The organism is Pantoea sp. RG18, from assembly GCF_025910075.1.
GTDB classification, from domain to species: domain Bacteria; phylum Pseudomonadota; class Gammaproteobacteria; order Enterobacterales; family Enterobacteriaceae; genus Pantoea; species Pantoea agglomerans.
The window spans coordinates 338,866-362,995 of sequence record NZ_JAPCIL010000007.1 but is presented as its reverse complement, the minus strand read 5'-3'; the positions used below and the strand labels follow the sequence as shown (position 1 = coordinate 362,995).

Annotated in this window: 23 protein-coding genes; 15 read left to right on the top strand and 8 right to left on the bottom strand. The window is 55.5% G+C overall.

Features of this window, described 5'->3' with window-relative positions:
- Nucleotides 1-16 precede the first annotated feature (16 nt).
- Nucleotides 17-1,474, bottom strand: a complete 1,458-nt coding sequence (pepD, locus tag OK409_RS10360; RefSeq protein WP_250489512.1) for a beta-Ala-His dipeptidase — start codon at nt 1,472-1,474, stop codon at nt 17-19.
- 254 nt (nt 1,475-1,728) lie between these two features.
- Between pepD and gpt the strand changes: the two genes are divergently transcribed.
- The 3 genes from gpt to crl all read left to right on the top strand — a co-directional run bounded on the left by gpt (nt 1,729) and on the right by crl (nt 4,085).
- Nucleotides 1,729-2,187, top strand: coding sequence for a xanthine phosphoribosyltransferase (gpt, locus tag OK409_RS10355; protein WP_009091894.1), 459 nt, complete (start codon nt 1,729-1,731; stop codon nt 2,185-2,187).
- 116 nt (nt 2,188-2,303) lie between these two features.
- Nucleotides 2,304-3,551 carry an esterase FrsA gene (frsA, locus tag OK409_RS10350; protein WP_010255196.1) on the top strand — a complete coding sequence of 416 codons (1,248 nt, stop codon included), beginning with the start codon at nt 2,304-2,306 and terminating at the stop codon, nt 3,549-3,551.
- Nucleotides 3,552-3,683: 132 nt separating this feature from the next.
- On the top strand, nt 3,684-4,085 hold the full coding sequence (gene crl, locus OK409_RS10345; protein ID WP_264367034.1) for a sigma factor-binding protein Crl: 402 nt from the start codon (nt 3,684-3,686) through the stop codon (nt 4,083-4,085).
- Nucleotides 4,086-4,418: 333 nt separating this feature from the next.
- Here crl and ompC read toward each other — a convergent pair whose 3' ends face one another.
- The gene (gene ompC, locus OK409_RS10340; RefSeq protein ID WP_010255197.1) at nt 4,419-5,531 is read right to left on the bottom strand and encodes a porin OmpC; all 1,113 of its coding nucleotides are present in this window, start codon (nt 5,529-5,531) and stop codon (nt 4,419-4,421) included.
- A 238-nt stretch (nt 5,532-5,769) separates the two neighbouring features.
- Between ompC and proB the strand changes: the two genes are divergently transcribed.
- From proB to OK409_RS10295, 10 genes are all read left to right on the top strand, one after another.
- A complete protein-coding gene (gene proB / locus OK409_RS10335) occupies nt 5,770-6,873 on the top strand; it encodes a glutamate 5-kinase (RefSeq protein ID WP_010255198.1) in 1,104 nt (367 codons plus the stop codon).
- A 10-nt stretch (nt 6,874-6,883) separates the two neighbouring features.
- Nucleotides 6,884-8,137: a glutamate-5-semialdehyde dehydrogenase gene (gene proA / locus OK409_RS10330; protein ID WP_050680064.1), complete on the top strand. Its 1,254-nt coding sequence runs from the start codon at nt 6,884-6,886 to the stop codon at nt 8,135-8,137.
- A 360-nt stretch (nt 8,138-8,497) separates the two neighbouring features.
- Nucleotides 8,498-9,229, top strand: coding sequence for a S24 family peptidase (locus tag OK409_RS10325; protein ID WP_010255201.1), 732 nt, complete (start codon nt 8,498-8,500; stop codon nt 9,227-9,229).
- A 423-nt stretch (nt 9,230-9,652) separates the two neighbouring features.
- On the top strand, nt 9,653-9,931 hold the full coding sequence (locus OK409_RS22495; RefSeq protein WP_071785064.1) for a hypothetical protein: 279 nt from the start codon (nt 9,653-9,655) through the stop codon (nt 9,929-9,931).
- Between the two features lie 204 nt (nt 9,932-10,135).
- Nucleotides 10,136-10,603 carry a glycoside hydrolase family protein gene (locus OK409_RS10320; protein WP_010255203.1) on the top strand — a complete coding sequence of 156 codons (468 nt, stop codon included), beginning with the start codon at nt 10,136-10,138 and terminating at the stop codon, nt 10,601-10,603.
- Nucleotides 10,600-10,947 carry a hypothetical protein gene (locus tag OK409_RS10315; RefSeq protein WP_010255205.1) on the top strand — a complete coding sequence of 116 codons (348 nt, stop codon included), beginning with the start codon at nt 10,600-10,602 and terminating at the stop codon, nt 10,945-10,947. The genes OK409_RS10320 and OK409_RS10315 overlap by 4 nt, the downstream gene beginning before the upstream one ends.
- On the top strand, nt 10,944-11,237 hold the full coding sequence (locus OK409_RS10310; RefSeq protein ID WP_010255207.1) for a hypothetical protein: 294 nt from the start codon (nt 10,944-10,946) through the stop codon (nt 11,235-11,237). Before OK409_RS10315 ends, OK409_RS10310 begins: the two co-directional genes overlap by 4 nt.
- A 203-nt stretch (nt 11,238-11,440) precedes the next feature.
- Complete coding sequence (locus tag OK409_RS10305; protein WP_264367033.1) at nt 11,441-13,195, top strand: glycosyl hydrolase family 28-related protein; 1,755 nt, start codon at nt 11,441-11,443, stop codon at nt 13,193-13,195.
- A gap of 381 nt (nt 13,196-13,576) precedes the next feature.
- Nucleotides 13,577-13,789 carry an RNA chaperone/antiterminator CspA gene (cspA, locus tag OK409_RS10300; protein ID WP_003854408.1) on the top strand — a complete coding sequence of 71 codons (213 nt, stop codon included), beginning with the start codon at nt 13,577-13,579 and terminating at the stop codon, nt 13,787-13,789.
- A 3-nt stretch (nt 13,790-13,792) separates the two neighbouring features.
- A complete protein-coding gene (locus tag OK409_RS10295) occupies nt 13,793-13,963 on the top strand; it encodes a cold-shock protein (protein ID WP_085978710.1) in 171 nt (56 codons plus the stop codon).
- A 372-nt stretch (nt 13,964-14,335) separates the two neighbouring features.
- Here the strand turns inward: OK409_RS10295 and OK409_RS10290 are convergent, their stop codons facing one another.
- From OK409_RS10290 to OK409_RS10280, 3 genes are all read right to left on the bottom strand, one after another.
- Complete coding sequence (locus OK409_RS10290; RefSeq protein WP_010255214.1) at nt 14,336-15,913, bottom strand: methyl-accepting chemotaxis protein; 1,578 nt, start codon at nt 15,911-15,913, stop codon at nt 14,336-14,338.
- 299 nt (nt 15,914-16,212) lie between these two features.
- A complete protein-coding gene (locus OK409_RS10285) occupies nt 16,213-16,362 on the bottom strand; it encodes a hypothetical protein (protein ID WP_022625169.1) in 150 nt (49 codons plus the stop codon).
- Nucleotides 16,363-16,442: 80 nt separating this feature from the next.
- A complete protein-coding gene (locus tag OK409_RS10280) occupies nt 16,443-17,405 on the bottom strand; it encodes a chemotaxis protein (protein WP_010255217.1) in 963 nt (320 codons plus the stop codon).
- Nucleotides 17,406-17,572: 167 nt separating this feature from the next.
- Here OK409_RS10280 and OK409_RS10275 point away from each other — a divergent pair, with 167 nt between their 5' ends.
- Nucleotides 17,573-17,965 (top strand): YgiW/YdeI family stress tolerance OB fold protein, encoded by a 393-nt coding sequence (locus OK409_RS10275; RefSeq protein ID WP_033785405.1) that lies wholly within the window; start codon nt 17,573-17,575, stop codon nt 17,963-17,965.
- A gap of 35 nt (nt 17,966-18,000) precedes the next feature.
- Here OK409_RS10275 and dbpA read toward each other — a convergent pair whose 3' ends face one another.
- The 3 genes from dbpA to OK409_RS10260 all read right to left on the bottom strand — a co-directional run bounded on the left by dbpA (nt 18,001) and on the right by OK409_RS10260 (nt 22,710).
- Complete coding sequence (dbpA, locus tag OK409_RS10270; RefSeq protein WP_010255222.1) at nt 18,001-19,383, bottom strand: ATP-dependent RNA helicase DbpA; 1,383 nt, start codon at nt 19,381-19,383, stop codon at nt 18,001-18,003.
- Nucleotides 19,384-20,370: 987 nt separating this feature from the next.
- A complete protein-coding gene (locus tag OK409_RS10265; RefSeq protein ID WP_022625168.1) occupies nt 20,371-21,759 on the bottom strand; it encodes an amidohydrolase in 1,389 nt (462 codons plus the stop codon).
- Between the two features lie 90 nt (nt 21,760-21,849).
- A complete protein-coding gene (locus OK409_RS10260; protein ID WP_264367032.1) occupies nt 21,850-22,710 on the bottom strand; it encodes a LysR family transcriptional regulator in 861 nt (286 codons plus the stop codon).
- Between the two features lie 87 nt (nt 22,711-22,797).
- Here OK409_RS10260 and OK409_RS10255 point away from each other — a divergent pair, with 87 nt between their 5' ends.
- A complete protein-coding gene (locus OK409_RS10255; RefSeq protein ID WP_264367031.1) occupies nt 22,798-23,967 on the top strand; it encodes a cyanate transporter in 1,170 nt (389 codons plus the stop codon).
- Nucleotides 23,968-24,130: the final 163 nt, after the last annotated feature.

Here is a 24,130-nt window from a genome sequence, read left to right as displayed (position 1 = left end):
TTTTTTTGTGACAGAATTACTTTTCTGGCACCACATTCAGCAGGGTGGTCAGCAGTTTCCAGTAAAGGCCAACGCTTTCGATGTGAACCTGCTCATCCGGCGAGTGCGGCCCGGTGATGGTCGGCCCAATCGATACCATATCCATCTCCGGATACGGTTTTTTGAACAGACCACACTCCAGACCGGCGTGGATCACCTGAATGTTCGGGGTCTTATCAAACAGCGCGATATAGGTCTGACGGGTCAGCGCCATAATGGCGGAGTCCGCATCAGGCTGCCAGCCTGGGTAGCCGCCTTTCGCTTTGGTCTGTGCACCGGCCAGCTGGCCCAGTGAGGTCAGCATCTGCACCACATAATCGCGGCCGGTGTCGATCAGGGAACGGATCAGGCAGTTGATCTCTGCATGATCGGCTTCCATGGTCACCACACCGATATTCAGTGAGGTTTCTACTACGCCTTTCGCCACGTCGGAGTTGCGGATCACACCGTTTGGCATGCTGTTGAGCAGGTTCAGGAAGCGATCGCGGCTATCAGCGTTCAGAGCATCACCCTGATGCGCCAGCGGCTCAGTGACCAGTGCGATGTTCGGCTCTTTGATGCCGTGCTCATTTTTGATGGCGCTCAGGAAGTGCGCCGCCGCTGATTTCAGCGCATCCGCTTTGTGGCTCTCGACCGCCACGGTAGCGAAGGATTCACGCGGGATCGCGTTGCGCAGCGTACCGCCGCTGAAGGCCAGCAGACGCAGATCCAGTTCAGCAGCGTGTGCCGCCAGGAAGCGCGCCAGCAGTTTGTTGGCGTTGCCGAGGCCCATATGAATATCGGCACCGGAGTGACCGCCACGCAGGCCTTTCAGCGTCAGCTTCAGGGTCTGGAATTCAGCAGGCACCGCTTCACGGGTCAGTGGCAGGGTGGTAACGAAGTCGATACCGCCCGCGCAGCCCATGTAGATCTCACCTTCTTCTTCGGAGTCGGTGTTGATCAGGATTTCTGCCTGCAGCCAGTTGGGTTGCAGACCGAATGCGCCATCCATACCGGTCTCTTCAGTCATGGTCAGCAGCACTTCCAGCGGGCCATGCGTCAGGCTGTTGTCAGCCAGTACTGCCAGCGCAGAAGCCATACCGATGCCGTTGTCCGCGCCCAGCGTGGTGCCGCGCGCTTTCACCCACTCGCCGTCAACCCAGGGCTGAATCGGATCTTTGGTGAAGTCATGAACGGTGTCGTTATTTTTCTGCGGCACCATATCCAGATGCGCCTGCAGCGCAACCGGGGTACGGTTTTCCATGCCTGCGGTGGCGGGCTTACGAATCAGGATGTTGCCGACCTGATCGCGCTCACACCAGAAGCCTTGCTCTTTGGCCCAGCCGACGATGTAACTCGCCAGCGCTTCTTCGTGAAAAGAGGGATGGGGAATAGAGCAGATCTTAGCGAAAATATCCCACAGCGGCTGTGGAGAGAGTTGAGACAATTCAGACACGACAGGTCTCCTGTGTCAGTGTACCGGCGAGGCCGGACATCGCGAGTTTCCAGTGAAAAATCGCCGTCAGAGAATCTGACGAGCCAGGCCCGAGAATATCACTGTTTTCTACCGGGTGCGCTCTCAGACGCGCTAAAAAGCCGCAACCAGTGCGCGGGTGCTGGTTTTTAGTGCGTCAACTCCTTATAATCTCGCGCAACCTTTTCCCCGTTGCACATTTTTACGCCACCTCGGTTGGCTGGGATTTCTATTCTATGAGCGAAAAATACGTCGTTACCTGGGACATGCTTCAGATTCATGCCCGTAAACTGGCCCAGCGCCTGCTTCCTGTTGAACAGTGGAAAGGCATTATCGCGGTGAGCCGCGGCGGTCTGGTACCGGCTTCGCTGCTGGCACGTGAACTGGGTATCCGCTACGTCGATACCGTCTGCATCTCCAGCTATGACCACGATCATCAGCGCGAAATGAAAGTTCTGAAGCGCGCAGAAGGCGACGGTGAAGGCTTTATCGTGATCGATGACCTGGTAGATACCGGCGGCACTGCCCAGGCGATTCGCGAGATGTACCCGAAAGCGCGTTTCTGCACCATTTTCGCTAAACCGGCCGGTCGCTCACTGGTTGATGATTATATTGTCGATATTCCGCAGGATACCTGGATCGAGCAGCCGTGGGATATGGGCGTGGTCTACATCCCGCCGATTGTTAAAAGCTGATTGATATGCATCAGACAACGTCCGGTTTTCCGGGCGTTGTGCTTTCTGTGCCTCGCACCCCGAATTGCCGTACAGTACACTTAGCCATCGCCGTTTCTGTTGCAGGAGAAGTGAGTATGTCGAGCAAAAATCTCAGCGAGGAGTTGTTCAAACCGCGCTTTAAACATCCTGAAACCTCAACCCTGGTTCGCCGCCACCATCATGCTACTTCGGATGTCCACTCAGCCCTGGATGGTGACAGCCAGCGTGGCTGGTATCGTATGCTGAATAAGCTGATGTGGACATGGCGTGGCCTGACGCCGCAGGAGATCAGCGAAGTGCTGGCTCGGATTGCCATCAGCAATGTTGAACATACGGATGAGACGCTGCTCGACACTGTAATCGGTTTTCGCGGCGGCAACTGGCATTTCGAATGGTGTAAACAGGCGGGTATCTGGCAGCAGAAAGCGCTGGAGGCCACCGACGACAGCGAGGCGGGCGACTACTGGCTGCACGCGGCGCATCTCTACAGCGTTGCGGCCTATCCCTATATAAAAGGGGATGAGCTGGCCGACCAGGCGCAGACGCTGGCGAACCGCGCCTATGAAGAGGCGACTCAACGCCTGCCGGGCGAGCTGAAACCGCTGACGTTCGCCATTCAGGGTGGCAGCCCGGTTAACGGCTTTCTGCACATGCCGCCTGACGTTGAAGCGCCTTATCCCACCGTGCTGTTCTGTGGCGCGCTCGACTCATTACAGAGCGATCACTATCGCCTGTTCCATGATTACCTTGCCCCGCGCGGCATCGCCATGCTGACCATTGATGTGCCGTCGGTAGGCAACTCGGTGAAATGGACGCTGAGTCAGGACACCAGCTTTCTGCATCAGCAGGTGCTGCGCGATCTGAAAAACGTGCCCTGGATCGACCATACCCGCGTGGCGGCGTTTGGTTATCGCTTTGGCGCTAACGTGGCCGTGCGACTGGCCTATCTGGAATCGCAGCGGCTGCGTGGGGTCGCCTGTCTTGGCCCGATTGTGCATGCGCTGCTGACGCAGACAGCGTTGCAGGATGAGATCCCGGATATGTATATGGATATGCTGGCGAGCCGGCTGGGCATGGCAACCGCTTCTGACAGTGCGCTGCGTACCGAACTCAATCGATATTCGCTGAAAACTCAGGGATTGCTGGGCCGCCGGACGCCGACACCCATGCTGTCGGGCTACTGGCAAAACGATCTTTTCAGCCCGGAAGAGGAGAGCAAGCTGATCGCTAACTCTTCGTCAGATGGCAAAGCGTTGCTGATTCCGGTGAAGCCGATGATGGCCAGTTTCGACAAGGCGCTGAATGAAATTTGCGACTGGCTGGAGAAGCGTTTAAAAAGGTAACTGGCAAAATTTACAGTATTTGCTACAACTAGTAGCGGAATTCTTCCGGGCTGCCGTTAAGCGAAACATGACATCCCCTGGCCGTCCGGAAAATCAAGGCTGTATAGCGGTCAAAATCTATGGAGATTCAGCATGACGTTACCAAGTGGTCATCCCCGCAGTCGCCTGCTTAAGCGCTTTACGGAGCTTGGGCCTTATATTCGCGATGGGAAATGTGGCGAAACCCAGTTCTTTTTCGACTGCCTGGCTGCCTGCGTTAATGTGAAACCGGCACCGGAACTGCGTGAGTTCTGGGGCTGGTGGATGGAGCTGGAAGCGCAGGCTGACCACTTTACCTATGTCTACCATATCGGTCTGTTCGATAAAGAGGGTGACTGGTCGGTGGCAACCATCAAAGGCAAAGAGAATACGGCGCGCGTGGAAGAGACCTTACGGAATTTCCATACCCGTCTGAAAGCGATGCTGAAAGAGTTCGAGCTGGATCTGATTCCGGCCAGCGATTTCGATGAGAAACCGGTGAAGCTGAGTGCCTGATTGGGTGTTTAGAGATTAAAGGGTGAGTTAAAACGCTTGCCCACAAACTGCTGACAAATCTCAAGTAGGGTGAATCTGGCAGCAACGAATAAGCTCAACACGCAGGGAACACGGGCAGAAGAGGAAAGCGTCCCGCGCCAGGGACGGCGCGGGCCGAGCGTGTCAGGGATGACGTCTTTTGCGTCTTTCCGATCTGACCGTGTTCCCTGCGCCAGCTCGATCTCATAGCAGAGCGGGCCAGATGCTGTTAACAAGCAAAGGGCGCGTTGAAAAACGCGCCCTTTTTTATGCTCATACATTCTGTAGCTTATGCTGTCCGGCATTAGCCTGAAATCAGAACTGGTAAGTCACACCCATCGCGACCACGTCATCGTTGTTAATCGACAGCGCGTTGTCATCATCCAGCTGGTTGATTTTGTAATCAACGAAGGCGGACATATTTTTGTTGAAGTAGTAGGTCGCGCCCACATCGATATATTTCACCAGATCCGCATCGCCGATACCGTTTTCGATATCTTTGCCTTTGGTCTGTACATAGCCAATGGAAGGACGCAGGCCGAAATCAAACTGATACTGCGCCACGAGTTCGATGTTCTGCGCTTTGTTGGCTGCGCCTGCGACGGTAGCACCGGTGTTACGGTTGGTGCCGCTGATTGGTGTCATGTTGCGGGTATCGGTATAGATCGCCGCCAGGTAGACGCTGTTGGCATCATATTTCACGCCTGCACCCCAGGAATCCGCACGGTCACCGCCGCCATAGGCACGTGCCTGCTGCTGGTTGGTACGGTCAGAAGAGGTGATGGCACTCATCAGGCTCACACCGGAATCACCCAGGGCATAGCCCAGTGAGGCACCGTAGCCGTCGCCATTCTGACGGTTGATGTCGGTGCGGGTGTTGGCGCTGGTGGCGTCGTTTTTACCCTGATACTGCAACGCAAACTTCAGCCCATCGACCAGACCAAAGAAGTTGTTGTTACGGTAAGTCGCCACACCGGTAGCGCGCTGGGTCATAAAGTTATCGGAACGGGCTGTACCGTCACCGCCGAATTCCGGGAACACGTCGGTCCAGGCCTCAACGTCATACAGCACACCGTAGTTACGACCGTAATCGACCGAACCATACTGCGAGAATTTCAGACCAGCAAACCCAAGGCGGGTTTTGTTGCCATTGTTGGCGTCGCTGCCCTCGGAGTTATTGACGTTGTACTGATATTCCCACTGACCATAACCGGTCATCAGGTCGTTAATCTGTGTCTGACCCTTAAAGCCGATACGGGTATAGGACTTGTCTCCATCCTGGCTGGCATTATCGCTGATGTAGTGCTCAGCTTTAACTTTGCCGTATAAGTCCAGTTTGTTGCCATCTTTGTTATAGATTTCGGCAGCCTGCGCGGCAGATGCCAGCGTCAGCGTGGAGAGGATCATGGCCAGTGTGCTTTTCTTCATTTGCTATCAATCCCAATGTGAACGCCGTAAAAAAATGAAAGTTTTTGTAAAGCACGGACTTTTTACCCGTCGGCGATGAAGTTTTTATGACACTTTTCATGATTTCTTGTTAACCCTGAACTTTTGGTCTACGTCCTTGTCCGCGTAAATTCGTGCTTTTCCCCCGCTGGCTGTTGGCTTCCTTATCGACTCCTGTTAAAACGTCCTTTCGTAAAAATTTTTCACTACGGCAGGAAATATGAGTGGCAGTCAGACCTTAGTGGTCAAGTTGGGTACCAGCGTTCTCACCGGCGGCTCCCGCCGGCTGAATCGGGCGCACATGGTGGAACTGGTTCGTCAGTGTGCGCAGCAGCACGCGGCGGGCCACCGCATTGTGATTGTGACCTCTGGCGCGATGGCCGCCGGACGCGAACATCTGGGTTACCCCGAACTGCCACCCACCATCGCCTCAAAGCAGCTGCTGGCTGCGGTGGGGCAGAGCCGTCTGATTCAGCTGTGGGAACAGCTGTTCTCAATCTACGGTATCCATATTGGTCAGATGTTGCTGACCCGTGCCGACATGGAAGATCGCGAGCGCTTCCTGAATGCCCGCGACACGCTGCGCGCGCTGCTGGATAACCACATTGTGCCGGTGATCAATGAGAACGATGCCGTCGCCACCGCTGAAATCAAAGTGGGTGACAACGACAATCTCTCGGCGCTGGCGGCGATGCTCGGCGGTGCCGACAAGCTGCTGCTGCTGACCGACCAGCAGGGACTGTTCACCGCCGATCCGCGTAACAATCCTGAGGCTGAGCTGATCAGTGATGTCCATGTGATTGATGATGCGTTGCGTGCCCTGGCGGGCGACAGCGTATCGGGTCTCGGCACCGGTGGCATGTCGACCAAGCTTCAGGCGGCGGATGTCGCCTGCCGCGCCGGTATCGATGTGATCATCGCCTCAGGCAGTCGCAGCGGCGTAATCAGCGATGTCATTGACGGTAAGCCGGTCGGTACGCGCTTTCATGCGCAGCAATCGCCGCTGGAAAATCGTAAACGCTGGATTTTCGGTGCGCCTCCGGCAGGTGAACTCACCGTCGATGATGGTGCGCTGGCAGCAATTATTGAACGCGGCAGTTCGCTGCTACCGAAAGGGATCCGTGCTATCCAGGGGAATTTCTCGCGTGGAGAAGTGATCCGTATCCGCAGTTTGCAGGGCAGGGATATCGCGCATGGTGTTTCACGCTACAACAGCGACGCGATGCGGATGATTGCCGGTCATCACAGCCAGCAGATCAGCGAAATCCTGGGCTATGAATATGGCCCGGTGGCGGTTCACCGCGACGACATGATCGTCAGTTAAGGAGCGGACAATGCTTGAAGAGATGGGAAAAGCGGCGCGCGCCGCAGCTTACACCGTGGCCGATCTGTCGACGGCAGAGAAAAATCAGGTTCTGATGACCATTGCCGACCGTCTGGAGGCGGAAAGCGCAGACATTCTGGCGGCCAATGAGCTGGATTTAGCCGATGCGCGTCAGAACGGCATGAGCGCCGCGCTGCTGGACCGGCTGACACTCAATCCGCAACGCCTCGGCAGCATCGCCAGCGATGTGCGCCAGGTCTGTCAGCTGGCCGATCCGGTGGGGCAATTAATTGACGGCGGTCAGCTCGACAGCGGGCTGCGCATTGAGCGTCGTCGCGTGCCGCTGGGCGTGGTGGCCGTGATCTACGAGGCGCGTCCCAACGTCACGGTGGACGTCGCCACTCTGTGCCTGAAAACCGGTAACGCCGCCATTCTGCGCGGCGGTAAAGAGACCTGGCGCACCAATGCGGCCACGGTACGAGTGATCCAGAACGCGCTCAAACAGCACGGTCTGCCTGCGGCGATCGTTCAGGCGATCGAAAATCCGGATCGCGAGCTGGTGAATCAGCTACTGAAGCTGGATCGCTACGTCGATATGCTGATCCCGCGTGGCGGAGCCGGGCTGCATAAGCTGTGCCGGGAAAACTCCACTATTCCGGTGATCACCGGCGGCATCGGCGTTTGTCATATCTATATTGATGAGACGATGGAGATCGAACCGGCACTTGATCTGATCGTCAACGCCAAGAAACAGCGTCCCAGCGCCTGTAACTCACTGGAGACGCTGCTGGTGGATCAGGCGATTGCCGATCGTTTCCTGCCCGCCTTTAGCGCGCGTATGGCACAGGAAGCGATTGCGCTGCATGCTGACAGCAACGTGATGGCGCAGCTGCAGCAAGGCCCGGCATCGGTCACGCAGGTGAATCCACAGCAGTACAATGATGAGTGGCTGTCGCTGGATCTTAACGTCAAATTAGTGGCGGATATGGATGAGGCGATCGATCATATTCGTACGCATGGCACGCAGCACTCGGATGCCATCCTGACCCGTAATATCCGCAACGCCGCGCGTTTTGTCCGTCAGGTCGACTCCTCAGCGGTCTATGTCAACGCAAGCACCCGCTTCACCGATGGCGGACAGTTTGGCCTGGGTGCCGAAGTGGCGGTCAGTACCCAGAAACTGCATGCTCGTGGCCCGATGGGATTAGAGGCGCTGACGACCTATAAATGGATAGCATGGGGCGACGATACGCTCCGGCCATAACTGCCATAATTTTTAACAAAGCGGGAGTCTTTCAGAGACTCCCGTTTTTTTTAGCTCCATTTTCCGGTCCAGTGAAAGATAGAGTTTTCTGCGCATCAGCTTAATTTCCGTTCCGGTCTCGTCACTACTGGCCATTATTCTGGCTGATATTCACGCAATTTTTTACGGAACATTCCTGAAAGCCGGGGCTGTACGCGGCCTGAGGCAATATTTTTTGTCCAGCCGCGGGCTGAAGCGGATAATGATTATCAGGAATGCTTGATAAAGCGGTTAGGTAGTAAACGAGCGGTAATATAAAATGAACTGGTAGCAATAATGAAAATAACATCCAGTATCTCTTCTATGGCTGATTATTAACTAATGGTTAAAAAAGAAAGTACAAGACAAGCTTTCACCGCCAGGCTGATAGCGGCCTGTGAGAGTGCCGGCATTGCCGGACATGGACGAAACAAACAGGTTGCCAGGGCTCTGCAGCAGCAAGGCTGTAAGATTTCAACGCCGGGAGTGTGGAAGTGGTTTAACGCGCAGTCAGTGCCGGATGGCGGCAATTTACTGGCTCTCAGCCAGCTGCTGGGCGTCAGGGTTGAGTGGCTGCAATACGGTATGGAACAACCTGCTGAACCGGTGACGCTAAGTGCGCTCACCGGTCAGAAGAATGTGTTTCGGATTGATAGCCTCGACATTGGTCAGCGAAGTGCTGCAGGCCTGCCCGCGCGTGATGAGTTTGTCGAGACTATCCAGGCGATCGAATATGGTCTGGATGAGGCGCGGGTGCTGTTCAACGGGCGCCCGGCGGAAAACATCCGGTTAATCGCTATCAACAGTGACTCCATGGCTGACACCTTTGCGCCGCGCGATCAGCTGTTTGTGGATATCAGCGTGCGGATGTTCGACGGCGACGGCATCTATATTTTCACCCTCGATGAGCAGCTCTATCTCAAGCGCCTGCAGCTGCAGCATAAGAAAATCGCTGTAATATCAGATAATAAGCGTTATGAAACCTGGTATCTCAATCATGATGACGTCACCAGCCTGAAGGTACTGGCCAAAGTGATCATGAGCCAGGCGCGACATTATCAAATCCTCGGTTAAGGCCACTTCTGCCGGTTTTTTCAGGAAGGCTGAAAAAAAAATAATCGGCATAAATTCATAAATTTAACCAGCGGTAAATAAAAAATTAACCAACAGTGTTTGATAAAGCATAAGAACCTGTTAATAATTTGGATATGGATGAACGAAGCAGTTCTTTCAGGGACGAGCCGCTCTTAAACAATTGAGGCGCTGCACAAGCGCGAATCATACCACCACAAAGTTAGTGAACTTTGGGATGGGGTGGATGCGCAAAATGCAGCGTCGTCAGATGCCGTTTATTTCCCCTCGCTTACTTTCCACCTGACTGCTAATGCAGCCGGGCGGTAAGCGTGCGACCGTGATACGCGACATTCGGGCCCGTTCGGTTCGCCGAAAGCTCGCGCCTGCCACCCCATCGCCAAAGACTCATTCACAGGAGGAGTTATGGCGATAATTCACTATGGCAAAAGCGTTTTTATAGGCAACGCACGTACTCGTCGCCACCGGCGGCGCCAACCTCTCAGCAGCCTGACACAGAGCATCGACGAGGCCCTGAACTTCCCAACTGAAACACCCACCCTGAGACGTGCAGAGCAAATCTGCCAGCGTCAGGTCGCCCCGCGCGTTGACCGCGCAATTACTGCACCCCGCGTCACCAGTCAGGAAACACCCAGTTTCGACAATTGCTGTCTTCCGCACGTTCATCTCTACGCCGTGAGCTGAAACGCGCAGAAAACGCATTTTTCCGTTCCGGCTAACTCTTCGCTTTCTCCAGTTCTCACTGGGCGCAATTTGCTGAATTACTGTTCAGTTTTGCTGCAGGGTCAGTAAGGCCTTCTGCTGAGCCGTGCTGAGTAATGATCAGCGAGCGTTATGTATTTCTTTTCACAAGGCTGAGTTGCTTTAAGCCGTCATTGAGGAGTCGTTATGAGCCAGATAATCGCAGTACTGAATTTTGAAGAGGGGTATGTCGACACGCCCTATCTCGACACGCTGGGCTTTCCCACGGTGGCCGGCGGCATTCGCATTGGACCCAAGGGGGCGTCTCTGAGTAATTACGCTTTCCGCGTGCCACGGCGCGTCGGTGATGTCTGGAAGCAGTGCATTCTTGAAAACAAAATTCAGGAGATGCAGGGCAGGGAGCTGCTGCGTAATGCGCTGGCGAAGTGCAACGACGCCCGCACCGACGTGCTGCTGAGCATGGCTTATCAGCTGGGCGTCGAGGGCGTCCTGCAGTTCAAAAACATGCTCAGCGCGATCGTGGCTGAACAGTTTAATGATGCGGCTGACGCGATGATGAACAGCCTCTGGGCCCGTCAGACGCCGGGCCGCGCCAGACGTCACGCGGAGATGATGCGCAGCGGAACCTATGCGGTTTACAGGGGGTTGCTATGAGATGGCTCATGTTTCTCACCGCCGTGCTGACGGCAATCATCATTCTGCTGCTGCTGCAGCGCTTTACCACCCTCCAGTTTGTCTCTCATGCCCGTCTGCTTTTCAAAACCTGGTCTGTCTGGCTTGCGTCGCTGGGTTCCATGCTCAGCGCCTGGGCGCAGTCGTTTCCTTCGGCCGCCGTTGATGCCTGGAGCGCACTGCCCGAAGACGTTAAAGCGATTCTGCCGCACAACTACCTCGGGCTGGTGGGCGCCTTCATGGTGGCGATGGGGGTGATTGCACAATTTGTTCGTCAGAAAAACCTGCTCAATGCGAAGGAGCAGTCTGAAGGAGCGAAGCCATGACTCTGATTACCACCTTACTGGGCGGCAGCTGGCACTGGATCGCCGCGCTGGCTGCGGTCATCGCGGCGCTGGGCGCCAGTTATTTCGGCGGCAAGAAAATCGGCAAAGTGCAGCAAAAAGCGCGTTCTGACGTCGATAACGCGCAACAGGAGGCGTCCCGCGTCACCGCGGTAGCGCAACAGCAACAACATAACCGCGAGGAGGCTAACCGTGTGGCGACTGACAACCATAGCCTTGATGACGCTGCTGCTCGCGACAAGCTGCAGCAGTCGAAATACCACAAACCCTGAGCCGGTGGCGATCACCGACTCTGCCTGCGTACTTTTTTCCCCTCTTTATACCTACGGCGATGACGCGCAAAAAATGGACGTTCGTACGGTGCGCGCCATCAACACCCACAACGACATGTGGGACTCCCTTTGCGGCCATCCGGCTGCGGCTAAGTAGTGCGCTGATTTCAGCGCGATATCTCTATGATCCTGAGGAGGATTCTATGATCGAAGTTAACTCTTTTGCTGAACTGCGTACCACTGTTCCACCAAAATCAGGTGAAGTCGCGAGCCTTAAACGCTATTACGATAAGGATTCCAGCTTCCGTGGTGGCGCAGACTTTGTTGGTTTCCTCAGCACCACTCCGCTGAAAGATGATGGCGGTACGGTGGCGGTGGGTAACGGTTTCTACTGGAAGCGCACGATCAACGATCCCGCCGAAGTGAACATTCTGCACTTTGGCGCGAAAGGGGATGGCGTGACCGATGACACTGAAGCCTTTAAGCGGATGCTGGCATGGACACAGTCTTACAACGCCTACGCGAAAGCCATTCCGGTGCGTTTTCCGGGGGGCCGCTTCCTGATTTCACCTATCGATATCAGCGATACGGAGTTGTCGTTTTTTGGTCTGGCAGGCGATGATATGGAGCTCGGGTCGGCACCGCGCACCACCATTGTTTCTGATAAAAGCGCGAATACCGTGTTTAAGGTTAATGCGCGTCGAATCGTTATTAAAGGTATCTGCTGGCATGGACAGGCTAACGCCGGGACTGTCGACACCACGGCCAAAGTCACCGTCACGCCTGAACAGTGTAGTAACACGCAGCCGTTCTTTGAAAATACTATTGTCGGAGGCCAGATCGTCAATATCTTCTGCTTCAAGGCGCAAAGTACCGGGGGAACCGTCTTTAAGCTGCAGGATACGCTCGACAGTAAGTTCGATCAGATTTACAGCTCCAATACCTTTTCACGGGTGTTTGATGTCGGCTGGTCAAACACACCGAAGGGGAACTGGGACCACTCAACCGCCATTGAGCTGTGTAATGCCAACTTCCAGTCGGGCTATGGCGACGCCACGCTCTATATGCCACGCGTCACACAGGGAGTGATGCGCAACGTCTGGATTGAGCACACGACTAACCCAGGGGATCTGTCGGATGGTGGCTGGAACATCGAAACGCTCAACATTGAAGATTGCGCCACGCCGCTCAATCTCAATAATGCCCGCGTGGTGATGCGCCATATCAACCTGCAGGCGGGGGCGAAAATCACCAATGATCTGGCCGGAAGTAAGTGGTTATCGACCTTCGAATATGGCTATCGTCGGGATGAGAACTACGGCACGTTCATGACCGGTTCGCTGCGTGCCGGCTACTACAGCGGCTATAAAGTGGTGAACAACACCGATACCGACAACTGGTATCGGCTGGGGCAGCTCTATTTCCCGGCGCCTAACCAGCAATGGGTAATGGAGCTGATCGGGAAAGCGGATGCGACCACGCCCTCCGGCACTGCCGGTTCACCGGTAAATATGCCGGCTACAGGTAAAACCCTGATCAACCTCCAGCGACTGGAGACGGTCTGGGCGGATGCTTACCATATGGGTCAGCCTTCCGTGCTGGACATTCGTTATGGCCGGGTAGGGACCACCTATGCCGTAATCTGGGTCAAGCTGAGAGCGAACAGCGGCGAGACCATGTTCAACCTGAAGACGACCGGTCCGACCCGCTTCGATACCGGTTCCTGCTCGCTGTTCCAGGCTGATATGTCGGTGGTTACGGACATCACCAAAATCAGCAACCTGAAACCCGCTGCACGTTTTGGCATGCACAACGGGCTGGCGGGCATCGGGGCCAACGAAAAAGGGGTGGTTACGCTGGCTACTGCTGCGGGTACGCCGACCAATAAGACCGCTCCGACCGGTTTTGTGCTGATCAATATCAACGGCGTTGACCGTAAGGTTCCTTACTACGATTGATGATCGGCATGTTTTGGGCGAGGCTCCGGCCTCGCCCTTTTTTGATCTGACATTATCTCCGCTTCTTTTTACGTCGCCAGAAAAGTCACCGCTGCACTGTGAAGCCAGACAGTCTCCCTGACACCGCCTTTCGCCTTCATCCTCGTCAACGGGCTGATTGCGATTAATTTGAATTACGGCTTGCGTCACTTTAAGAAGTGTGGCCTAATGAATCGTCGGTTTGATTAACAGACACTATCAAAGTAAGTAACCAAAGCAGTTCTCATCTCTAAGTTTGTCGCGAGACATCCCTTCTTTTTGAGTCTTCTCTTACGTTCTGATTAAAATCTGTTCTCAGGCCATTATGTATGCCGGAAGGCTCGATATATTAAGGATTTAAGCATGTCTAACAAAATTCGCGGTACCGTTAAATGGTTTAACGCAGAGAAAGGCTTCGGTTTCATCTCTCCTGCAGACGGCAGCAAAGATGTATTCGTACATTTCTCTGCAATCCAGGGCACCGATTTCCGTTCATTAGATGAAGGTCAGCAAGTTGAATTCACAGTAGAAAATGGCGCCAAAGGCCCAGCTGCTGCGAACGTTGTTGGTCTCTAAGGACTGAAAATTACTTTTAAATGTCCTCACTGTAGTGGCTCACAGTTTCGTACATCACATTTTGATGTTACAAGAGCCAACCCGCATGGAGCGAAATGCATTTTCTGCAAATCTGTCGTGGTTCAGGTGAACCTGGCAAGGATTGCAATTCAGAGCCAGCTTCGCGCTCTCTGATTAAGGCTAGTGAGCTTTATAGCGTTGTTGCATTTACAGTAATAAAAGGCTGCCTCTGGCAGCCTTTTTTGTTTCTGCGTTTCCTCCTTCTCAAACCTCACGCTTTATCCTTGTAACCTGCCTGTTTACTTTCACTTTCCCTGTATATTTGCAATTCCCTTGTATAACGCTTACCACTTACCACTTACCACTTACCACTTACCACTTACCACTTACCACTTACCACTTACCACTTACCACTTACCACTTACCACTTACCACTTACCACTTACCACTAACCGCTAACCGCTTCCCGCTCTGTTGCCTGTAACCTATCCGCCCTTATCGTCACCATTCTTAAACTGGCCCGCCGAAGCAGGCCGTTGAGAGGGATTAACGCAGTACGGGTTGCAGTGAGAGCTTGCCGGTATTAAACACGCTCATCGCCTGTGCCATACGCTCTGCCTGATCCTGCAGCGCTTGTGAGGCGGCTGACGCTTCCTGTACCAGCGCGGCGTTCTGCTGCGTCACCGCTTCCATCTGGGTAATCGCCTGATTGATTTCATTAATGCCGCTGCTCTGCTCGCTGCTGGCAATGGTGATTTCGCTCATGATGTTTGCCACGCTCTGCACGCTGTTCACCACTTCGCCGATAGTTGAACCGGCGTGTGTCACCAGCTTGCTGCCTTCATCGACTTTAGCGACGGAATCTTCAATCAGTACCTTAATCTCTTTGGCCGCTGAGGCTGAGCGCTGCGCCAGATTACGCACTTCACTCGCCACCACCGCAAAGCCACGACCCTGTTCACCCGCGCGTGCCGCTTCAACGGCGGCGTTCAGGGAGAGAATATTGGTCTGGAAGGCGATGGAGTCGATAACGCTGATGATATCGACAATTTTTCGTGAGGAGAGGGCGATCGCTTCCATCTTCTCAATGACCTGCTCCATTACCACGCCACCTTCACGCGCCACGCTGGAAGTGGTTGAAACCAGGTGATTGGCTTCACGCGCGTTGTCGGCATTGTGTTTCACGGTCGACGTCATCTGCTCCATGGCAGAGGCGGTCTCTTCCAGCGAACTGGCCTGCTGTTCGGTTCGGGTCGAAAGATCAAGGTTCCCGCTGGAGATCTGATTAGAGGCCACCGCAATAGTGTCGGAACCGGTACGTACTTCAGTCACAATCGACAGCAGATTATCGTTCATCCGTTGCAGCGCCTGCATCAGGACGCCGGTTTCATCGCGTGAGGTCACCTGCATCTGTGAACTCAGATCGCCTGCGGCAACGCGTTCAGCAACGTCAACTGCTGCAACCAGCGGACGCACAATAGAACGGGTCAGGAAGTAGCCCAGCAGAATAGACGCCAGAATCGCCAGCGCGGAGAAAATCAGCGTAATGGAGATAGCCGACTGACCATTTTCCACAATACCCTGACCTTCACTGCGCAGCTGTGCGTCCTGAGAGTTGGCAAAATCTACGGCATCCTGAAGGAATTTGTTCTGGGTGGCGGTCATCGATTTCAGGACATAGGTGCTGGCAGCCTCAAAATCGCCCGCTTTCACCAGGGTGATCAGCTCTGCTTTAACCTTCTCAAAAGCCTGGGAAGAGGCCAGCAGACCGGCGATCTTTTTCTTGCCGACGGGCGTGACCTGAATATCTTCGATCCTTTTCATTGCGCTGTTGGTGCGTTGCGTGGCTTCATCCAGCTGACCATAACGCTTCACATTCATTTCCGGACGTGTCGTGTCGATCACCATGCCGCGCAGGTATTTGATCTGATCGTTGACGCCATCGCGCACATCAAATGCCAGTCGTACTTTCACATAACGATCGTCAACGATCGAGGCGATCGCCGTATTAATGCTGTTAATCCTGGTTATGGATGTCACGCCAATCACTATCAGTAACGTCACAATAATACCGAAGGCTGCTGCGAGCCGCATTCCCACCTTCATATTCTTGATACTGAACATGTTCTCTTCCCCGTTTTATTATTAATCAATTTGTTAGCAACACTCAGGTTTCCTGCTGTTGTGCGCAGTGCCTTGCTGATGTCTGTGGTCACAGCCTCAGGCAAAAAGGTGATCTCGCGCATACTGTTATCGGAGCACGAAGTTGTACCTTTAATAATTTTTAAGTAATAACGCCGGGTGAATAAATAGTCAGTAAAAATCATCAGAAATGGTTAAGTAATAACCAGAGGAAATTCAGACAAAAAAAAGGGCTGTCAGCAGTGATGCTGACAGCCCGATCCAGACAAGGATGAATGGATTCAGAAAACTAAGAAGTAGAGGCCTGTCCAGAACGCGACGCTTAATGTGACGGCGCTAATCCAGGCCAGCTGGCGTAAACGGCCACGCAGCACCTTTTGACGGGAAGGCGTAGCAGGTGCAGGCGTAACGGGTAAAGTTTCAATGTGCATAGTCGGTTCCTGATCAGGTCAGCCATTCTGCTGGCTAAAAAGTAAAAGCGTGCCGGGCATTCTTAGCGGCCCGCATTCGCTTAGCGGGCAGTGTCGAGAACGTTGAAAATCACGTCTGACAGCTCATTCAACTCAAACTTTGCCACATAGCCATCGGCACCCACTTTGCGCACGTGATCTTCGTTGGCGCTGCCAGAGAGTGAGGAGTGAATGACGACCGGCAGAGCCTTGAGGATCGGGTCACGCTTGATGTTGCGGGTCAGCGTAAAACCATCCATCTCTGGCATTTCCAGATCGGTCAGCACCAGGGCGATTTTGTCGTGAATCGATTCGCCGGCAGCCTGCGCTTCCTGGCTCATCAATTTAATTTTTTCCCAGGCATCCAGACCGGTGTTAAACATCAGCGCCGGAATGCCCATACTCTTCAGACCCTGCTCCAGCAGCTGACGCGCGACTTTGGAATCTTCTGCCACAATCGCCACCGCACCTGGGCGGTAGTTGAAGGCACGCGGTCTGGCCGCTTCCGGTTCGACGCCGCGCACCGATGGGATGATGTCATACAGGATTTGCTCAACGTCCAGCACCATCGCCAGCTCGTTGCTCTGCTTGTCACTGTCCAGGCAGGCGATGCTGGTAATGTTTCGGCCGCCGATACCGGCTTCGGCGGTATGCACCTGGCTCCAGTCGAGACGCACAATGTTCTCAACTGACTCCACGGCAAACGCCTGGGTGTTACGGGCATACTCGGTAACCAGCAGCAGGTTAAGACCGGTTTCCGGCACACAACCCGCCACGGCAGGCAGGTCGATGACCGGAATGAACTGGCCACGAATACTTGCCATACCCAGCAGCGGCGAACGCATGCCTGCGGCTTTGGTGATAGTTGGCATCGGCACAATTTCACGCAGCTTGAAGACGTTAATGCCAAACAGTTCAGACTTGCCTTTCAGCTGATCGGAACCTAAGCGAAACAGCAGCAGCTCAAACTTGTTCGATAACGCGAGGTTCGCTCTCTCATCGATCTCTTTCTGAAAATTATCCATGGTTGCCTCTGCATTAACGCAGCTGGTGAAATAGGGTGTGAACAGGTTATCGGCAGCAAACGGAAAAAGGTGAGAAGAGAAGGGTGAAATAAAACGGACGCCAATTAATGTGCCAGGATTAACCCTGAAGGTTCAACATGGACACCTTTCCAATAAAGGAGTGTGAAATGAAAAAAGTGATTTTGGCGTCGTTGCTGGTGATGATGAGTGCGGGTGTTTCGGCCGAAGAGGGCGGATACAAAGCGGGCGATACGCCACCACCGCAACACAAGCAGGATGCCGGCTATAAAGGTTCAGAAGATACCGGTCAGACGCATATTGATCAGATCCGCGATTTCCGTCAGGGCGGATATGTGACGCTGGAAGGTTACATCCTGAAGAAAGAGCAGGGCGAACGGTATCAGTTCCGTGACAACACCGGCACCTTACCGATTATCGCGCCGAAGAAGACCTTTGATGGTAAAACCTACACCGCAGAAGACAAAGTACGCGTCAGTGGCAAGGTACAGGGCAAAGGGGATAAAACCACGCTGCATGTGACCCAAATCGAAGAGCCGTAACAAACCGGGCGAGATAATCTTCTCGCCCGTTTTATTTAGTCCTTCAGCAGAATCGCCCGGCAGGTTTTGCCTTTGATTTTGCCCTGCTTGAGTTTAACCAGCGCATTTTTGGCCTGATTCGCCTCAATCGCCACGTAGGCGTGGGTCGGCGTAAGGACAATTTTGCCGATCTGCTCGGCACGATAACCCGCTTCACCCGTCAGCGCGCCCAGAATATCTCCCGGACGTATCTTGGCTTTACGGCCACCATCAATGCACAAAGTCATCATAGCTGCAGGCAGCGGCTTGCTGCTGCCCTTTTTCAGCGTGCTGGCAGAGACCCACGGCAGCTTCTGCTGCAGGAAATCTTCCAGCGCATGCGCGCGAGCCATCTCATCGGCAGCAACCAGGCTGACCGCAACGCCATGTTCGCCCGCACGCGCCGTACGACCAATACGGTGCAGGTGAATTTCAGGGTCCCAGGCGAGCTGATAGTTAACCACCATCGCCAGCGATTTGATGTCGAGTCCGCGTGCAGCGACGTCGGTGGCGACCAGCACGCGACCACTGCCGTTAGCGAAGCGGATCAGCACGCGTTCGCGATCGCGCTGCTCCAGATCGCCATGCAAGGGCAGGGCGCTGATATCACGCGCGTTAAGCGCCGCGGCGACATCATCACATTCACGTTTGGTGTTGCAGAAGACCACACAGGATGAGGGCTGACGATCGCTGAGCAGGGCTATCAGCAGACCCAGTTTTTCATTGTGGCTGGCTTCGAAAAACTGCTGATCGATTGAAGGCAGTTCGCTGACATCTTCTGTCACCACGCTCAGCGCATCACGCTGAAAGCGGGTGCTGATGGCCGTAATGCCGTCTGGCCAGGTGGCGGAAAAGAGCAGCGTCTGGCGCGAGGCGGGCGTCGCTTCAATGATCGTTTCCATATCATTCAGGAAACCCATCTCCAGCATCCGATCGGCTTCATCCAGTACCAGCGTGCTGAGCTGGTCCAGCTTGAGGTTTTCGCGGTTAATGTGGTCGAGGATACGACCCGGCGTGCCGACCACGATATGGGGCGGATGCACCAGCGAATCACGCTGTGCGCTCATCGGCTGTCCGCCACACAGAGTGAGAACCTTGATGTTGCGGGTGAAGCGCGCCAGCTGGCGCAGCACATTGCCTACCTGATCCGCCAGTTCACGGGTCGGACAGAGAATCAGTGCCTGGGTCTGAAAGCGGGCGCTGTCGATATGGTGCAGTAAACCAATACCAAAGGCAGCCGTTTTACCGCTGCCGGTTTTCGCCTGCGCGCGCACGTCGCGTCCCTGCAGAATGGCGGGCAGCGTAGCGGCCTGCACGGGCGTCATGCTGGTGTAGCCCATCTCGCGCAGGTTTTCGAGCTGGCTGTCGGGAAGCGAATTGAGGGTAGAAAAAGCGGTCACGGGCGCGGCCTCTGAGGCTGAAAGTGTAGGGCATTATTGCGGGGCAAGTCTGGCAGAAAGCACGCCTGACAGCAACGGGAACCTCGATGGTTAGCAGTATGAAACTATATCTTTCAGAGGGCTTAGGAATAGACTGAAGTTTACGGGAAAAAGGTGGTTTATTTTTATAGATTAACCCCGACTCAATGTGATTGTTCCAGGATGAGGATCTTTTGAGGCCAGCGATTATTTTATAAGTGGCCGTTTTTAAATATTTATTTCATTGTTAATCAGATAAATCCTTAACTACTACTCCAGTAATAGAATTAATCATTAAAAAATATCACCACTGGTGCCGATAAAAATCCTGAGCTAATTGCTTTATATTTAGCGCGCCATATTCCTGGTACAACGACCGGTAGAGGGTATTTGCATTGAGTAATCGCATCCAGGGACCACATGAAAATGTGCTTAAAATAGTAGGCCGCGCCGTACTGACACTGCATGTTCATGGAGAGAGCTTATCGGCTGATAAGATCGCTTCGATGATTGCGTGTTATGCGGAAGATGAGCCCTGTGATCAGGAAGATCGTCGCTTATACGCGCTGGCAATGGAACTAATGTCGAATGATAAATGGGCCAAAAGCGCGTAACCCGCACTCCGCTCAGGTAAATGCAGAGCCTCCCTTGTGGAGGCTCTGTTGTTTTTGGAGGAGTGGGTTTGCGTTGTGGGGCAGGTACTGGCTCCCGGCGCTTTAGGTAAGGTGATCGTCTGTAACCGGGCCGGAGCCGGCTCGATCTCTCCGCATTTGCTGAGAAGGCTCAGCATGGTCGATTACACACCGCATCCCTGAGGTGCGCTCGTAACCGTGCCAACGCTTTGCGTCGTTCAAAAACGCTCCCGGCGTTTTTAGTACGCACCTCATCCCTGAGGTGCGCCCGTAGCCGGGCCAACGCGTTGCGTTGTTCAAAAACGCTCCCGGCGTTTTTGTCCGCAGCCCTGCTGTTTCAGGCCGGGGCCAGCGCAAACACCGGTTTACCGCGCGAGAAGGTCGCGACGACCGGCGAAATCCGTGCCACGGCTTCGGCGGAACAGCTCGCCGCTACCAGCATCATGCTCGCTTCATCGCCCGGTACTGGCCACTGGCGGTCACCCTGGGCTGTCAGCGGCAGCCGATCGTCTGTGGCGATCGCCAGCGCCCGCGACAGCGAGAACTCATCCGATCCCCGATAGAGCTGCGCATAGAGATTCGCTTTTTCCAGCATGCTCCCGGTGCCAAACGGTGACCAGTGATCGATAACGCTGTCGGTGCCGGTCATCACCTTCACGCCCGCTGCCTGTAATTGCGGAATCGGCATGGTCAGCTTGCCGATCGGCAGCGTAGAGGCGACGCTGAACTGCTGCTCCGCCAGCCCTTCGATCATCTTATCCAGCGTACTGCCGGTCAGGGTCGCCAGCGCAAAACCGTGGCTCAGCGTCACTTTGCCCTTCAGCGCCGGATTCTTTGCCACGGTGTCAATCATGTACTGAATCGCCGCCACGCCAGCGGGTGAGGTTTCATGCAGATGTATATCCACGCCGCGCTGATAGTCGAGCGCAATCTGGAACATCGCATCCAGTGACTTCTCCATGGCACCATCGACATTGGTGGGGTCCAGGCCGCCGACATACTCAACGCCGTGCTGCATCGCCTCGCGCATCAGCCCATCGACCTGCGAGTGCAGCAGGCCATGTTGGGGAAAGGCCACAATCTCGCAGGGAAAGGCGGGGTGACGGGCTAATGCCGCCTGCAGATGCTCCAGACTTTGCAGGCCGCTGACCGGATCGATATTGCAATGGCTGCGGGCGCGGGTGGTGCCTTTGGCGTGCAGCAGAGCGATCAACCCTTCGGCGCGCGCCTGAGAGTGCGGCAGCAGTTGCGGAATCAGCACCTGTTCACGCGCAATCATGTCCATGATAGTTTTGCCCTGACGGGGACGCGGAGCCTGCCACGGGCCGCCGTAGAAGGTTTTATCAAGGTGGATATGCATATCCTGGGTGGCGGGCAGCAGCAGGGCATCCTGTGCATCCCACGACGGCAGGGTGCTGTCACCCTGACCGGCGGGTGTCAGCTGGTCAATTTTACCGTCGCGCACGCTGATGTCGTAACGCCCGGTGCGGGTCGCAACGATCTCATCATCCTCACGGATAAAGCCCTCCTCCAGCCGCACATTGCGCAGCAGATAGTGATCCTGCCGGGGCAGGGCGGCGGGCTGGTCGGGATTGATGGAGGACAAAGGTGATGGCGTGGCGGCACTGGCATGGCCGAGACCGGCGGCCAGCAAGCCGCCTGCGGCGGTCCAGCGGACGCTCTGGCCAAGGAAATCACGACGGCTCGGCGAAGAGGAAATAGGCATCAGAGGCTCCTGCAAAGTGAACAAGGTCTTAATCTGACAAACGACGCTCCACCCTGCTGCGTTATTTTCCACTGACGACTATTCGATATCTCACTGCCAGCGCAGCTGGCTGAAGGTTGCCAGGGATTCCGCCAGCTCGCGCTGCAGCGGATCCTGCGGATGACGACAGAACAGCGCCAGTTCGAAGGTATCAATCACCGGCAGACCCTGTTCCAGGCCCAGTACCCGATGTTGCGGCAGGCGACAGCTGGCGGGCAGCAACGTCAGCCCCAGACCCTGCGCACTGGCGGCGGCCAGCGCGACCAGGCTGGCGCTGCTGTAACTAATGCGCCAGCTACGGCCCAGTGCGTCGAGCGTCTGACACACCTCATCGCGATAGAGCCCCTGCTGGGGAAACAGCACCAGCGGTACCGGCGTCAGCTCAAAGCAGGGCCACTCTGCGCTGTCGAGCCACAGCAGGGGTTCAGGACGCGACGCCAGCGGACGCTCGCCATAAGGCTGCTTAATCAGCATGATATCGAGCTCTTCACGCTGCCAGGCGCGACGCAGCTCCACCTGCATGCCACTCATCACGTCCAGCCGAAGTTGCGGATGGTCGCGACTGAAGTGCGCCAGCAGACCGGCCGTGGGCGCGGCGAAATCTTCCGGCACGCCAAGACGCAGCACGCCGTCGCGCCACTGGTCACTCAGCACATCGTGCGCTTCCCCATTCAGGGCGATAATCCGCCGGGCGTAGCCTAAAAGCTTCTCGCCCTCTTCGGTGATCTGCACCTGATGCGAGGAGCGGTTGAGCAGCTCTTTGCCGACCATTTCCTCCAGCCGTCGCACCTGCTGGCTGACGGTGGACTGCGACAGGTGCACCCGGTCGGCGGCGCGGGTAAAGCTGGCGGTTTCGCACACCGCGACAAAGCTGAGCAGCTGTTGCGGAGTAAACATCGGCTGACGATTCATATTTCCACTACCTGGCAGAGTAATATTTCATTTCCAGATAGTAACGACTGCTGCCAGGCTGGCAACTTTTAACTGTGTGGATCTCAGATGAAGAGAGAGAACAACCTGCTGCTGGCGGCGCTGGTGCTGGCCGGGCTCAATATGCGACCGCTGATGACCTCGGTCAGTCCGTTACTCGGCGAGCTGCGGCAGAGCATCGGTCTGTCGCCGCTGGCGGCATCGCTGTTGCCTGCGGTGCCGATGATGATGATGGGTGCCATTGCGTTAGTCAGCGCCCCGCTGATGCAGCGCTTTGCGGTGCGTAAACTGCTGCTGGGTGGTTTGGTGCTGCTGTTGCTGGCGCTGGTGAGTCGGCTGTATGTGGCTGACGGAGGCTGGCTGGTGCTGAGTACTGTGCCGGGAGGGGCGGGCATTGGCATTGTGCAGATGGCGATGCCGGGATTGATCCGTCAGCGCTTTGGCAGCCGCAGTGCCGGCGTGACCGGACTGTGGGCAGCGGCGCTGATGGGCGGCGGTGGGATTGGCGCGGCGATCTCGCCGTGGCTGAATGGGCAGCTTGGCTGGCAGGGCGCGCTGAGCAGCTGGGCGCTGCCGGTGGTGCTGGCCATCCTGCTCTGGCTGTTTATCACCACCCCACGTGCAGCCCGGACGGAGGCCGACGCTCTGCCTTCGCTGTGGCGGAAAACCCGCGCCTGGACGCTGGCGTTGAGCTTTGGTCTGGTGAACGGCGGATATGCCATCTGTGTCGCCTGGCTGCCCGATTTTTATCATCAACTCGGCTGGAGCGCGCAGGCGGGCGGTTCACTGCTTGGCATGATGATCGGCTGTCAGGTCACGGGTGCGCTGCTGCTGCCCTTGCTGGCGCGGGGCAGCGATCGCCGTCCGCTGCTGCTGCTGACACTGGCGATGCAGTTCAGCGGCATGCTCGGTTTCCTGTTTGCGCCACAACTGGCGCCGTGGCTCTGGGCGGGGATTGCGGGCTTCGGGCTGGGCGGGGCATTTCCGCTGGCGCTGGTGCTGGCGCTGGATCATCTGGAGCAGCCGCAGGCTGGCGCGCGGCTGGTGGCTTTTATGCAGGGCGTCGGCTTTATTATCGCGGGCAGCATGCCGTTTATCGCCGGGCAGTTGCATGCGCTCACCGGTCACTTCACCAGCGTCTGGTTATTGCAGGCGGCGGTCACGCTGCTGTTAATCGTGCTAAATCTGCGTTTCCATCCGCGCAGCTATCAGCACGCCTTTCCGGAGGTGAATCGCTGATTTTGGTCCGACCAATACCGGCAATATTTTTCTCTGGTTCACACTCCGGGAAAATTCGCGCATCTTCTGTTGCCATAGGTTAACAATGCGTTAACTATCTGTTGCCATAAGCCCCGACAGAGCGGTTTGGTCTGACCAATCCGGGGCAGATGGCACCAGCGCT